The following is a 12,899-nucleotide window of genomic DNA, read 5'->3' on the forward strand; positions in this document are numbered from 1 at the left end:
CCGCGCCGACGGTCACGCCACCTCGCGGGCCGCGTCGACAGCGGCGTCGGCGGCGGGGCGTTGCGCGGGCACGCCGGCGGCGGGCGGTGGGGTCGGGCGGACGACGCCCCGGTTCAGGCCGGTGACCAGGAGCCGGTTGTACGAGGCCGGCAGCACCCGGGCCAGCAGGTCGGGCAGCTTCGCCGACCAGCCGATCAGCACCCGGCCCCGACGCCGCTCAACGCCACGCAGGATCACCTCGGCGGCCCGCTCCGGCGCGATGGTCAGCAGCTTCTCGAACTGCGCCCGGCCGGCCGCGTACTCCTCGTGGGAGACGCCGCTACCGATGCGGGCGTTCTCGGTGATGCGGGTGCGGATCCCGCCCGGGTGCACCGACGTCACCCCGATGCCATCGTCGACCAGTTCGTGGCGCAGCGCCTCGGTGAGGCCACGCACGGCGAACTTGCTCGCCGAGTACGCGGCCTGCCCGGCGGGCGCGATCAGCCCGAAGAGGCTGGAGATGTTGACCAGGTGCGCGCCGCGTTCCGCCCGGAGGGTGGGAAGCAGCGCGTGGGTCAGCTGCGCCACGGCCCGGAAGTTGACGTCGATCACCCAGCTGAACTCGTCGAACGTCACCTGGTCGAACCGGCCCCCGAGGCCGACGCCGGCGTTGTTCACCAGCAGCCGTACGCGCGGGTGCCGCTGGCCGATCTCCGCGGCCACCCGGGCGGTGGCCGTCGCATCGGCGAGATCCACCACGTACGTGTGCACGTGGCGGTCCGGGTGCGCCACGCGGATCGCGGTGACGACGGTGTCCAGCCGCTCCGCGTCGCGGTCCAGCAGTACCAGGTCACTGCCCCGGCGGGCCAGCGCGTGCGCCAGCGCGGCCCCGATGCCGCTGGCCGCGCCGGTGACCACGGCCGTGGCCCCGGCGAATTCGAACCTCTGCACGGGTGCTCCTCTCCTGGCGGTCAGCGACGCTCGGACGACACGGGACGTCGGGTGCCGGTGGGCGCGTCGGTCTCGCCGACCCGGGAGAACCGCACACCCTCGTCGGTGAGCCTGCCGTGCCGCATCAGCAGCACGTCGCGGGGGTAGTTCTGGTGCAGCCGCCACGGCGCGTCCGCACCCTGTTTGGGCAGCGTGTCGACGGCGCGCAGCACGTAGCCGGAGCGCAGGTCGATCAGCGGCACCCGTCGCGCGTCGGGCGGCGGGAGCGGCGTGACGACCTGCTGTGCGGTGCGGTCCAGGTGCCGCAGCAGACGGCAGACGTACCCGGCGACCAGGTCGGCCTTGAGCGTCCACGACGCGTTGGTGTAACCGAGGGTCAGCGCGAAGTTCGGCACCCCGGACAACATCATGCCCTTGTAGGCGACGGTGCTGGCGAGGTCGACGTCGACGCCGTCCACCCGCAGCGTCAGGCCGCCGACGGCGAGCAGGTTGAGCCCGGTAGCGGTGACCACGATGTCGGCGGGCAGCATGTCGCCGGAGGTCAGTCGGACACCGTCCGGGGTGAAGGTGTCGACGGTGTCGGTGACCACCGACGCCCGGCCCTGCCGCACGGCGGTGAACAGGTCACCGTCGGGCGCGACGCAGAGCCGCTGGTCCCACGGGTCGTAGCGGGGTGAGAAGTGCCTGTCGACGTCGTACCCGACCGGGAGTCGGCCCGTGGCGACCCGGCGCAGCCTCCGCCTGACCAGGCCGGGCGCACGCCGGCTGAGCTGGTAGGTGACTGTGGACAGCAGCACGTTCTTCCAGCGCACCACCGGATACGCGGCCTTCGCCGGCAGCCAGCGCCGCAACGCGTCGGCCAGCCGGTCCCGCGACGACAACGCCATGACGTACGTGGGTGAGCGCTGGAGCATCGTCACGTGGGCGGCCCGCCGCGCCATCGCCGGAACCAGGGTCACCGCTGTGGCGCCGCTGCCGATGACCACCACCCGCTTACCGGTGTGGTCGAGGTCGTCGGGCCAGTGCTGCGGGTGCACCAGCCTCCCGGTGTACGCGTCGAGACCGGGCAGCGGCGGGGTGTAGCCCTCGTCGTAGCGGTAGTAGCCGGTGCAGGCGAACAGGAACGAGCAGGTCAGCACCACGGTCTCGGCGGTGTCGGCCCGTTCGGCGTACACCGTCCAGCGGGCGGTGGCGCTGTGCCACTCGGCGCGCAGCACCCGGTGCCGGAAGCGGATGTGCAGCTGCACGTCGTACTCCCGGGCGGTTTCGCGGACGTACTCCCGGATGGTCGCGCCGTCGGCGATGGCCTTCGGGGCGGTCCAGGGCTTGAACGCGTAGCCGAGGGTGAACATGTCCGAGTCCGAGCGGATGCCCGGGTAGCGGAACAGGTCCCAGGTGCCGCCGACGGAGTCGCGTGCCTCCAGCACCGCGTACGTCTTGTCCGGGCAGTCCCGGGTCAGGTGGCAGGCCGCGCCGACGCCGGACAGCCCAGCGCCGATGATCAGCACATCGACGTGGTCGGAGGCCATGACGTCCCTCCATCCGGGGCGGTGGACGGACCCTAACACCGCACCCGGACGGCCGGAAGCTGCTAGTCGGACGCACGCGTGAAGATCATGATCCAGTTGGTTTCCCAGGTCTGCTCGCCGTCGACGGAGAACGCCTGCTCCCAGCGGGCGGTGGTCGCGCTGATGTCCGACCAGATGAACCGGCACCGCACCGGTCGCCCCTCGTGCTGGTCGTCGGCGTAGAAGTGGCCGACCCCGTCGACGAAACGGCCCACCATCGGCGGCTGTTCGAGCACGCCGCTGCCGCTGGTCATCCAGTAGATCGACCACTCCTGCCGGGCCGGGTCGAAGATCCGGATCGTCGCGCCGGCGGAGCCCTTGGTCGGGAACGTGATCTCGTCGAAGTGGCCGCCTCCGGCGAAGAAGCCGTGCGCGACCGACACCCCGGGGAACTCCTCCCACTCGTCCGAGCCGACCAGCCGCTCGCGCAGCCGCCGGTTGACGACGTTCCAGGTGCCGGTGAAGAAGTCGAAGTCGCCCATCAGTGGCCTACCGGCCCTTCCGCTCGCGTGTCGCTCAGATAGTCGGTCAGGTCGGGGCTCTCCGGCGCCAGCATGTGTCGGACCCAGGCGGCCCGCTCGTGCTCCAGCACCGACAACTCCCACACGCAGCCCATCCCGGGGCGGTGCAGTGCGACGAAGTGTGCCGGGTCGTCGTCGGGGCAGTCCAGGGCCGGTTGCCCGGCCACCGCGACGCGGACCTCCACCGCGTTGTCGAACATCCAGGTGTACGCCAGCAGGTAGGCGCCGGTGTCCGCGCCCCGGTGCAGCACCACCCACCCGGCGGCCGGGGTGCCGTCCTCCATGACGTCGGCCAGCAGCGCGGGCAGCAGGTCGTACGCCGCCTTCTCCACCTCCGGCTCGATGCGCTGTTCCGGCTGGTCGATGTGGTAACGCTTGAGCTGTCGACCGTCCACCGTGATCGATCCCGGTGTGCTCAGATCCTTGTCCCGAAAGGCCATGTCGGGACAGTAGGACCACTCCCCTGACAGCTAGTGTCAGTGAAGTGCGGGCCAGTCGACTTCTCTCCGTCCTGATGCTGCTCCAGACACACGGTCGGCTCACCGCCGTGCAGCTCGCCGAGCGGTTGGCCGTCTCCCCCCGCACCATCTACCGCGACGTGGAGTCGCTGCACGCCGCCGGCATCCCGCTCTACGGAGAGGCCGGGCACGCCGGCGGCTACCAACTGGTCGACGGCTGGCGGACCCGCCTGACCGGGCTGACCGCCGAGGAGGCCGACCGGCTGTTCCTGGCCGGCCTGCCCGGCCCGGCCGACGAGTTGGGCTACGGCGACGTGGTGGCCGCGCTGCAACTCAAGCTGCATGCCGCGCTCCCCGCGCCGCTTCGCGACCGGGCCACCCGACTCCAGCAGCGCTTCCACCTCGACGCGCCCGGCTGGTACGCCGACGGCGACGCCTCGCCGGAGTTGGCGCGTACGGCCGAGGCGGTCTGGCGGCAGCACCGCGTCGAGGTGCGCTACCGGAGCTGGAACGGTGAGGTGACCCGGGTGCTGGAGCCGTACGGCCTGGTGCTCAAGGGTGGCCGGTGGTACGTGGTGGCCGACCAGCCCGGCCGGGGCGCGCCGGCGACGTACCGGGTCAGCCAGATCCTCGCCCTGACTCCGCTCCCGCAGGAGTTCGACCGGCCCGCCGACTTCGACCTGCCGTCGTGGTGGCGGGCGCACGTGGTGCGGTTCCGCGCCCGGCTGCACCGCGACGAGGCCACCGTACGGCTCTCCCCGGGCGGTCGGGAACGGCTGCGGGAGATCGCCGGCGACCCGGTGGTGACAGCAGTGGAGGCCAGCGCCGGGCCGCCGGACGCGGGCGGCTGGGTGACCGCGGTGCTGCCGATCGAGTCGCTCACCCACGCCCACGGTGAGCTGCTACGCCTCGGCGCCGACGTCGAGGTGCTGGCCCCGGCGGCGCTGCGCGAGCGCCTGGCCGCCACGGCGGTCGGCCTCGCCGCGCTCTACTCCACCGGCTGAGCGGACCGACACCTCCACAATGGAGGTGTCCGAGGGCATCGATTGTCGGCATGGTGTGCCACCCTGGGTGCGTTCTCCCAGCGGTCACCGGAGGTGAGGGTCACGTTACGGCTACGCGCACTGGTCGCCGTCCCCGGCACCGGGCCGGTGACCCTGGACGTTCCCGCCGGCACGCTCGCCGCCCTGGTCGCCCCACCCCGGTTCGGCACCGCTGTCGCCCGGGTGCTGGTCGGCCTCGCCGCTCCGGTGACCGGTCGCATCCTGGTCGGTGACCGGGACGTCACCGCGCTGCCGCCGCCACGCCGGCAGATCGGCTACGTGCCGGCCGGCGGCGCGTTGCTGCCGCAGCTGAGCGTGCGCCGCAACATCGAGTACGGCCAGCGCAAACGCGAACGTGTGCACGAGGTGGCCGACGACTGGACGACCACCGTCGTCGACCGGCTCGAGTTGGCGCTGTCGCTCACCCTGCTGCCGCACCAGATCTCCGCCGCCCAACGGTTCCGGGTTGCCCTCGCCCGGGCGGCGGCCTGCCTGCCCGAGGTGCTCGTGGTCGACCTGCCGGCGGGTTCGGCCGGCGACAGTCGCCTCGCCGACCTGATGCCCCGACTCTCCCCACCCGAGGCCCCCGGGGTGGCGGTGCTGGTCTGCACCGCCGACCCGGCCACCCTTGCCGAGATCCCGGTGCGGCACGAGCTGGTCACCGAGCCGAGCGAGGCGACCCGATGAGACCGGTCGCCCGTACGAGCCGTCGCGCCCTGCTGCGCGCCGCCGCCGCGGGCGTCGCCGCGATGGCCGCCGGCTGTTCCGGCGGGACCCGGTCGGTGCAGGTCGCGGTGGTCTGGAGCACCAGCGAGCTGGACCGGTTCCGCCAGGTCGTCGGCGACTACCCCGGTGGTTCGGTGCAGGTGGTCAGCGCCGGCAATGACATCGACGCCTTCCTGCGGGCCCGGCACCTCGCGGGCACCAGCCCGGACGTGGCGATCCTGCCCCGCCCCGGCCTGGTCACCGAGTACGCCCAGCGTGGCTGGCTGAGCCCGGTGCGTCCGTCCAACGAGTACGCGGTGCCCAACGGGCTGGGCGACCTGCTGACCGCCGACGGCCGGCGCTACGGCGTGTGGGTCAAGGCGGCGCACAAGTCGTTGGTCTGGCACCTGCCGTCGATGCTGCCCGAGCAACCGACCGACTGGGACGCGCTGGTCGAGCGCACCCGACAGCTCGGCGCGATCGCCCGGCGTGACGGCGGTCCGGCACCCCTGGCCATCGGCGCCGCCGACGGCTGGGTGCTCACCGACTGGTTCGAGAACGTCCTGGCCGACGTGGCACCCGAGAGCTACAACGCTCTCGCCAGGTCGGACGCGGACTGGCAGGGCGGTCCGGTGCGCGACGCCCTGGACCGGCTGGCCGGGCTCTGGAGCATCGACGGCGCGTTCCTCGGCGGCGGCCGTCGCGCCCTGCTCACCCAGTACGAGGAGTCGGTGATCCAGGTGGTGTATTCCCGGCGTGCGGTGATGCTCTGCGGGGCGGACTTCACGGCCGACGTCGTCGTCCCGTTCCAGCGCGGCCCGGAAGCGCCCACCACCTTCCCGTTCCCGGGCACCCGACCGGGAGGCGGCCCTTTGATCGTCGGCGGGGACGCGGCGGTGGCGTTCGCGGGCTCCCAGGGCGGGGTGGAGCTAGTCCAGTGGCTCACCAAGGCCGATTCGTTCCGGCCCTGGCTGCGCGCCGGTGGCTACCTCTCGCCCAACACCAACGTGCCGATCACCAGCTACACCGACGCGGACGGTCGGAAGCTCGCCCGGGAGATGCAGGCGCCCGGCACGCTGCGTTTCGACCTCTCCGACCAGTTGCCGGGTGCGTTCACCGGCTCGGACGGCGTCGGCATCTGGCGCATCATGCAGGGCTTCTTCGCCGACGTCACCGACGGTGTCGGCGCCAACGAGGCGATCCGCCGCGCCACCGGTCAGCTCGCCCTGGCGGCCCGCAACGCGGGCGGCGGCCGATGAGCCAGCCGCGGGTCCTCGGCGAACTGGCCGTGCTCGACGACGTCGGGCCACCCCGGCGGGGGCGTGCCTATCCGGCGGCGGGGGCGACCTCGGCGCTGCTGCTGCCGGCCGCCGTGCTGCTCGGTGGGCTCGTGCTGTGGCCGGTGCTCCGGACCATGCACGCCAGCGTCACCACCGACGGCCGCTGGGTCGGCGCGGAGCACTTCCGGACCGCGCTCGCCGCCCCGGGCACCGGCGCGGTGGTCGGCCGGACGGTGCTGTGGGCCCTGCTGGTGCCGGCGGTGGTGACCGCGCTGGGCTACCTGCTCGCCGCCGCGTCCCGCCGCTCCGAGGAGGGCGGCCTGGTCCGCTTGATCCTCCTGGTGCCGGTGGCGTTGCCGCTGGTCGTCACCGGGGTCACCTTCCGGCTGATGTACGACCCCGACCCGAGCCGAGGGTTGGCCACCCTGGTCGCCGCCCGCCTGACCGGCCGCTCGGCCGAGGACGCGCCGCAGTTGCTCGGGCCGGGGCTGGTCACCGTGGCGTTGATGTCGGCGTTCGTCTGGGCCTGGGTGGGCCTGGCCGTGCTGGTGTTCCGATCCGCGCTGGACACGGTGCCGCCGAGTCTCGCCGACGCGGTCCGCGCCTACGGCGGGCGGCGTCGGCACGTCCTGTGGGACGCCCAGTGGCGGCCCCTGCTGCTGCGGACCACGGCTGTGGTCTTCGCGCTGGTGGCGGTCGGCACCAGCCGCACGTTCGACCTGATCCTGGTGATGACCCCCGGCTCGGTCCGGGACGAGGCGTCGGTGCTCGCGCTGCGGATCTGGCAGACCTCGGGGGGCACCACCACCGGCGACGGCGCCGCGCTCGGCGTGGTGTGGCTGGTGGCGGTCGTCGGCGGGATCATGGTGGCCGCGCTCTTCGTCCGGCAGGCCTGGCCGCCGCCGCGCGCCGAGGCGGCCCCGCAGCCGGGTCCGGTCGCCCCGCCCCGGCGGGTCATCCGGCTGCTCGCGGTCGGCGCGGCGGTGGCGTGGCTGGTGCCACTCGTGGTGCTGGTCGCCACCTCGGCACACGGCAGGGTGGACGCCGCAGCGCGTGGCTGGTGGTCGACGGCACCCGACGGCGAGTCCTACCGGAATCTGGTCACCGGCACCGAGTTGTGGCGCACGTTGGGCTTCACGTTGCTCCTGGCCACCGCGGTGACCGCCACGGTGCTGGTGGTCGCGCTGTTGGCCGCGTACCCGCTGGCCTGGTTGACCGGGCCGGCCGCGCAGGCCACCGGGCTGTTGCTGCTGGCCGCCAGCGTCGTGCCGGTCCAGGTCATCGCCGGCCCGGTCAACGAGGTGCTCGGCCTGGTGCTGTCCTCCGGCACCGCCCAGGGCCTGGCCCTGGTGCACACCGCGTTGGGTGTGCCGTTCGCCGTGCTGGTGCTACGCAACGCGTTCGCCGACCTGCCCGTCGAGCAGGTGCGCGACGCCCGGCTGGGCGGCCGTCGATGGTGGCACACCCTGCGCCGCCTGGCCCGACACAACCTGTCGGCGGTGGTGGCGGTGTCCGTGCTGGAATTCGTCCAGGTCTGGAACGACCTGGTGGTGGGCCGCCTGTTCAGCGGCCCGGGGGCGTCGCCGCTCGGGCCGTTCCTGGCCGAGCAGACGCGCAGCTTCGTGAGCAACAGCGGCGCGCTGGCCGCCAGTTCGGTGCTCGCCTCGGTGCTGCCGGTGGTGCTGGTGGTGGTGTCGCGGCGGCACCTGGTCGCCGGGCTCGTCTCCGGGGGTGTCCGCTGACCAGGCCGGGCGGTGGCCGCCGCAGCCCGCGCTGGCCGGCGCTGATCGCGATCGGCGGGGTGGTCAGCGGCGTCCTGGCCAACGTGGTCAGCAACCTCGCCAGCAACCTGCTCTCCGAGTTGGCGGCCAGTGTGCTCGGACCGACGAGCATCGCGCTCGCCGCCGGCGGCATCGTGGGCTTCGTCGTGTACGAGGTCCGTCGCCGCCGGGCCGACCGGGAGGTCGACCCCGAACCGACGGACGTGCTCACCACGCCGGCCGCCGGCGCGCCGAACCTGCCCTACACGGCCGAGTTCACCGGTCGTGACGAGCACGTCGAGGCGGTCCTCGAACTGCTCTCCCGGGAACACGCGGTGGCGGTGCTGGGCCGGCGGGCGGTGGGCACCTCCGCGTGCGCCGTCCAGGCCGCGAACCTGTGCCGGGACGACTTCCCGGACGGGCAGTACTACCTCGACCTGCGCCGACACGGCCGATCCCGCTCGGCCCAACAGGTGCTCACCGCACTGGCCCGGATCCTGGGCACCGCCCCACCGACCTCCGGCCGACCGGACGCGCTCGTCGCCGCCGCCGACGCGGTGCGCGGCCAGCTCGACGGCCGCCGGATCCTGCTGGTGCTGGACAACGTCGACCGGCCCGACCAGGTCCGTCCCCTCCTACCGCCCACCGCGCGCACCTGCCGACTGCTGCTCGCCGGCGGCCCGGCGCTGATGGGGCTCAAGGGCGTGGTCGCACACTGGATCGCCGAGCCGGGCACCTCCGAGGCGGTCGAGTTGTTCGCCACCGCGGGCGGGGCCGCACCCGCCGCCCGGGTCCGCCGTGCCGATCCACGCACCGACCCGGCGGTACGCGACATCGTCGACCTGTGCGGCCGACAGCCCCGCACCGTCCGCGCGCTCGGTTATCGCACCGCCCAGCACGGCTGGCGACACGCCGACGTGCTGGACGCGCTGCGCCGCGCGGTGCAGACACCACCACACCAACGGCTCACAGTGTCGCCAGCAGCACGTCTGATCACCGAACGGGACACCGCGTACCGGTCGTTGAGCCGCGAGGCTCGACGGTTGTACCGGGTGATGTCGCTGATCCCCGCCCCGGTCGACCGGCCGACCATCGCCGCGCTGGCCGGCCGGCATCCCGAGCGGGTGACCGCGCTGCTCGACCAGTTGGCCGCCGCGGCGTTCGTTGTCGGCGCGCCCGGCGACCGGTACGAGATCCGCCCGCTGCTCGCCGACAGCGCCCGGCTGCACCTGCGCGACGCCGATCCGGTCCGGGCCCGGGTCGCCGCGCAGGCCCGGTTGACCCGGCACCTTGCCCGCCGGGCCGAACGGCATGCCGCCAACCTGGCGGTGCTCGGCTCGCCACCGGACCGGGAGTGGTCACTGCCTCTGGACGACGACCCGTACGGCTGGTTCGACCTGCACCAGGAGCTGCTGCTGGCGGTGGTGCGGGTGCCGTCCGGCGCGGCCGAGACACTGCCCCGACGGGTACGCCGGTGGTGGTTCCGGCTGGCCGTGGCGCTCTGCGGGTGGCTGGCGTACGCCGAGCGGCTCGACGAGTGGGAGCAGGTCTGCCGCACCGTGCTGGCTACCCCGACCGCCGACGACCGACCGGAGATCGCCGGGTGGGCGCACAACGAGCTGGGTGTGCTGCGGCGGCGTCGGCACGATCCGCACGGGGCGGCGGCCGCGCTCACCCTCGCGGTGAACGAGCGCGGACGTGGGGGCACCGCCCAGGCCCGGATGAACCTCGGCCTGGCTCTGCTGGATCTGGGGCAGTTGGACGACGCGGTGGAGCACCTGGAGATGTCCCGGAGGCACCGCTCCGGGGCGGACCGGGCCGGGCACGCCCTCACCGACCTGGGTCTCGGCGCGGCGCAGCTCGCCCGGGGTGAGTTGGACAGCGCACACCACCACCTGGTGCGGGCGGCCAACACCTTCCGGTCGGTGGGTGACGCCCGGGGGTACGCGGCGGCGTTGACCAACCTGGTGCTGGTGCACGCGGGTCTCGGCGAGCACCTGGACGCCGCGCAGGCGTGGCGGGCGGCGCTGCGCGAGTACGAGTCGGTCAACGACCCGACGAGCCGGGCGACGGCCCTGCTCAACGCCGGGGCGACGCTGCTGACCAGTTCGCCGGGGCAGGCGCGGGTGGCGTACGACCTGCTGGCCGAGAGCCGGCGGCTGCGCGAGGAGACGCAGCCCACGGCGGGGCTGGCGCGCAACCTGCTCTACCTGGGTGACGCCTGCGCGGCGCTGGGCGAGCACGCCGACGCGCGGCGGCACTGGGCGGACGCGGCGACGGTCGCCGAGGAGGTCGCCGACGGGCAGGCACTGGCCGCCGCCGACGCCCGGCTAGGGCCTGCTTCATAAGGGCGGTCGAGCCGAGGCGGAGTCCGGGCGGCGATCCGGCAAGGCGCGGTTGCGTCCGGATACCGGTGTTGTATCCGGACGCAACCGCAACGCCGCCGGTCGTTGTCCGGACCCGCCGTAGGCCGGCCAGTCCTTATGAAGCAGGCCCTGGAGGACGACGCCGCGGACCGCGTGACGTAGGTCGCTCGGCTTGGCCGGTGGCACGCCTCTGGGAGACTCTGTGATCGTGGACGCGCTCGCGGTACGGGGACTCAGTCGCAACTTCGGCAACCTGGTGGTGCTCGACGACGTGAGTTTCACACTCCCGGCGGGTCGGATCGCTGTGGTGCTGGGCCCGAACGGCAGCGGCAAGACCACCCTGCTGCGCTGTGTGGTCGGCGCGGACCGGCCGGACGCGGGCGAGGTGCTGGTGCAGGGCCGACGGGCCGACGAGACCGACCCGCAGGTGCGGGCGTTGATGGCTGCCGCCCTGGACGACATCGACTTCTTCCCCGACCTGTCCGTGGTCGAGCACCTGGAACTGGTCGCGTACGCGCACGGTGGTGACGCCGAGCCGGTCGAGGAGGTCCTCGCCGAGCTGGGCCTGGAGGCGGCCCGCGACCAGTTGCCGGTGACGCTGTCCAGCGGGCAACGCCGCCGGCTGGCGCTCGCCTCGTGTTTCGTCCGGCCCCGTCGGGTGCTGATCCTGGACGAGCCCGAGCAGCGGCTGGACGTCCGCGGGCGGCAGTGGCTCACCGAGCGCCTGCTCCGGGAGCGCGAGGCGGGCACCGCCGTGCTGCTTGCCTCGCACGACCCCGAGCTGATCGACGCGGTGGTCGACGAGCGCATCGAGATCGGCCGGTGACCGCCCTGACGGCCACGATCGCCGACACGCCGACCGGCGTGCCCACCGCACGGCAGCTGCGGACGCACCTGCGCAAGGCGCGCAGCCGGCACCACGACCATTCCCTCGGCGACGTCCTGGGCGACGCGTACGTGATCGTCCTGTTCGTGGGCATGTACGGGTGGTTCGCGGTCAGCGCCAGCCGTGACCTGCTGGACTCCCCCACGGTGGGGCAGGCCGAGCCGGGCGTGCGCTGGTGGTTGGCGGTCGCGGCGCTGCTGGCCGGCGCCGGCCTCGCCTGGCGAGGTCTGCGCGCGCTCGGGCCGCTGCTGGTCACCCCGGCCACGCAGAGCTGGGCGACCAGCGCCCCGGTCGACCGGCGGGCCTGGCTGGCGCCGCGCTTCGTCCTGCTGCTGATCGGCGCGGCGGCCAGCACCGCGGCCCTCGGCGTGGCCGTCGCCGCGCTCGGCGGTGTCAGCGATCCGGGCGCCCTGGGCTGGGCGGCCGCGGCCGGCGCGGGGTGGGGTGCGGCAGCGCTGGCGCTCAGCGTCGTCGCCCAGAGCAGCCGGGCCGGCCGACGGTGGCCGACGCTGGTCGGTGCGGTCCCGCTGGTGGCGGCCGCCGTGATCACCGGCGCGGTGGTGCTCGTCGGGGGCCTGGGCGACGCGTTGCCCCGACCGACGACGACGCCCACCATCGCGCTGTTCGCCGTGGCGGTGCCGCTCGTGGGCCTCGGCACGGTCCTCGCGGTGCGCGCGCTGCCCCGCGTCGACCGGGCCACGCTGACCACCGGCGCCCAGTTCGCCAACGCCGCCTCCACGGCCATGATCCTGCTGGACCCGAGTCTCCTCGCCGGGCTGGTGGAGAGCCGGCGGTGGCGTCGGGTCGGCAAGGTCCGCAGCAGCCGGTTCCGGCCCGGTCCGGGCTGGTGGGCGCTGCTCCAGGCCGACGTACGACGACTGCGCCGCCACCCGAGCGCCGTGCTGATCTGGGCGGCGCTGATCGGGGTGCAGTACGCTGCCGCGCTCGCCATGCCCGGGTTGGCCGGGGCCGCGCAGGTGGTGTTCGCGTACCTCGCCGTCGACCGGCTGACCGGTGGTCTGCGGTCGATCAGCCGCTCACCCGGGCTGCGTCGGGCGCTCGGGGGCAGCGACAACCTGCTCCGGGGTATCCACGTGGTGGTGCCGGCGGTCGGCGCGGCTCTGTGGTGGTTGCTGACAGTGCCGACCGTCGGCCCGGGGCCGGCGTGGCTCGCGCCGACGCTGGCGCTCGGGGTGGTGGCCGCCGCGTTCCGGGCCGGCACCCGCCCGCCGATCGACTACGGCGGCGCGACCGTCAACACCCCGTTCGGGATGGTCCCGGTCGACCTGCTGCGTCAGGGCTCACGGGGGCCGGCGCTGCTGGCCGTGCTCGTCCTGGTCCAGCTGTTCCTGGGCTGACCGGCCAGCACCCTCGACCGGCCA

11 protein-coding genes are annotated in these 12,899 nt (G+C 74.0%); 7 read left to right on the top strand and 4 right to left on the bottom strand.

Annotated elements, in window-relative coordinates:
• Positions 1–12: 12 nt before the first annotated feature.
• From FHU34_RS19260 to FHU34_RS19275, 4 genes are all read right to left on the bottom strand, one after another.
• Positions 13–930, bottom strand: a complete 918-nt coding sequence (locus FHU34_RS19260; protein ID WP_145782591.1) for an SDR family NAD(P)-dependent oxidoreductase — start codon at positions 928–930, stop codon at positions 13–15.
• 20 nt (positions 931–950) lie between these two features.
• On the bottom strand, positions 951–2,459 hold the full coding sequence (locus FHU34_RS19265; protein ID WP_145782593.1) for a flavin-containing monooxygenase: 1,509 nt from the start codon (positions 2,457–2,459) through the stop codon (positions 951–953).
• A 62-nt stretch (positions 2,460–2,521) separates the two neighbouring features.
• Complete coding sequence (locus FHU34_RS19270; RefSeq protein WP_145782595.1) at positions 2,522–2,980, bottom strand: hypothetical protein; 459 nt, start codon at positions 2,978–2,980, stop codon at positions 2,522–2,524.
• Positions 2,980–3,459 (bottom strand): hypothetical protein, encoded by a 480-nt coding sequence (locus FHU34_RS19275; protein ID WP_145782597.1) that lies wholly within the window; start codon positions 3,457–3,459, stop codon positions 2,980–2,982. Before FHU34_RS19275 ends, FHU34_RS19270 begins: the two co-directional genes overlap by 1 nt.
• A 44-nt stretch (positions 3,460–3,503) precedes the next feature.
• Here FHU34_RS19275 and FHU34_RS19280 point away from each other — a divergent pair, with 44 nt between their 5' ends.
• From FHU34_RS19280 to FHU34_RS19310, 7 genes are all read left to right on the top strand, one after another.
• Complete coding sequence (locus FHU34_RS19280) at positions 3,504–4,481, top strand: helix-turn-helix transcriptional regulator (protein WP_145782599.1); 978 nt, start codon at positions 3,504–3,506, stop codon at positions 4,479–4,481.
• A gap of 93 nt (positions 4,482–4,574) precedes the next feature.
• Positions 4,575–5,207 (top strand): ATP-binding cassette domain-containing protein, encoded by a 633-nt coding sequence (locus tag FHU34_RS19285; protein ID WP_167524843.1) that lies wholly within the window; start codon positions 4,575–4,577, stop codon positions 5,205–5,207.
• Positions 5,204–6,484, top strand: coding sequence for a type 2 periplasmic-binding domain-containing protein (locus FHU34_RS19290; RefSeq protein ID WP_145782603.1), 1,281 nt, complete (start codon positions 5,204–5,206; stop codon positions 6,482–6,484). Before FHU34_RS19285 ends, FHU34_RS19290 begins: the two co-directional genes overlap by 4 nt.
• Positions 6,481–8,247 carry an ABC transporter permease gene (locus FHU34_RS19295; RefSeq protein ID WP_145782605.1) on the top strand — a complete coding sequence of 589 codons (1,767 nt, stop codon included), beginning with the start codon at positions 6,481–6,483 and terminating at the stop codon, positions 8,245–8,247. Before FHU34_RS19290 ends, FHU34_RS19295 begins: the two co-directional genes overlap by 4 nt.
• 59 nt (positions 8,248–8,306) lie before the next feature.
• Positions 8,307–10,613, top strand: a complete 2,307-nt coding sequence (locus tag FHU34_RS19300) for a tetratricopeptide repeat protein (RefSeq protein WP_145782608.1) — start codon at positions 8,307–8,309, stop codon at positions 10,611–10,613.
• Between the two features lie 220 nt (positions 10,614–10,833).
• Entirely contained in the window at positions 10,834–11,457 is a 624-nt protein-coding gene (locus FHU34_RS19305) for an ABC transporter ATP-binding protein (protein ID WP_088989846.1), read from the top strand.
• Positions 11,454–12,875 (top strand): DUF6297 family protein, encoded by a 1,422-nt coding sequence (locus FHU34_RS19310; protein WP_145782610.1) that lies wholly within the window; start codon positions 11,454–11,456, stop codon positions 12,873–12,875. Before FHU34_RS19305 ends, FHU34_RS19310 begins: the two co-directional genes overlap by 4 nt.
• Positions 12,876–12,899 lie beyond the last annotated feature (24 nt).

It is taken from the genome of Micromonospora taraxaci (assembly GCF_007830095.1).
Lineage (GTDB): Bacteria > Actinomycetota > Actinomycetes > Mycobacteriales > Micromonosporaceae > Micromonospora > Micromonospora taraxaci.

Bases quoted from the DNA above. Each gene is read 5' to 3' on its own strand.
- FHU34_RS19265 (WP_145782593.1), bottom strand. From the start codon at position 2,459: ATGGCCTCCGACCACGTCGATGTGCTGATCATCGGCGCTGGGCTGTCC.
- FHU34_RS19270 (WP_145782595.1), bottom strand. From the start codon at position 2,980: ATGGGCGACTTCGACTTCTTCACCGGCACCTGGAACGTCGTCAACCGG.
- FHU34_RS19275 (WP_145782597.1), bottom strand. From the start codon at position 3,459: ATGGCCTTTCGGGACAAGGATCTGAGCACACCGGGATCGATCACGGTG.
- FHU34_RS19290 (WP_145782603.1), top strand. From the start codon at position 5,204: ATGAGACCGGTCGCCCGTACGAGCCGTCGCGCCCTGCTGCGCGCCGCC.
- FHU34_RS19295 (WP_145782605.1), top strand. From the start codon at position 6,481: ATGAGCCAGCCGCGGGTCCTCGGCGAACTGGCCGTGCTCGACGACGTC.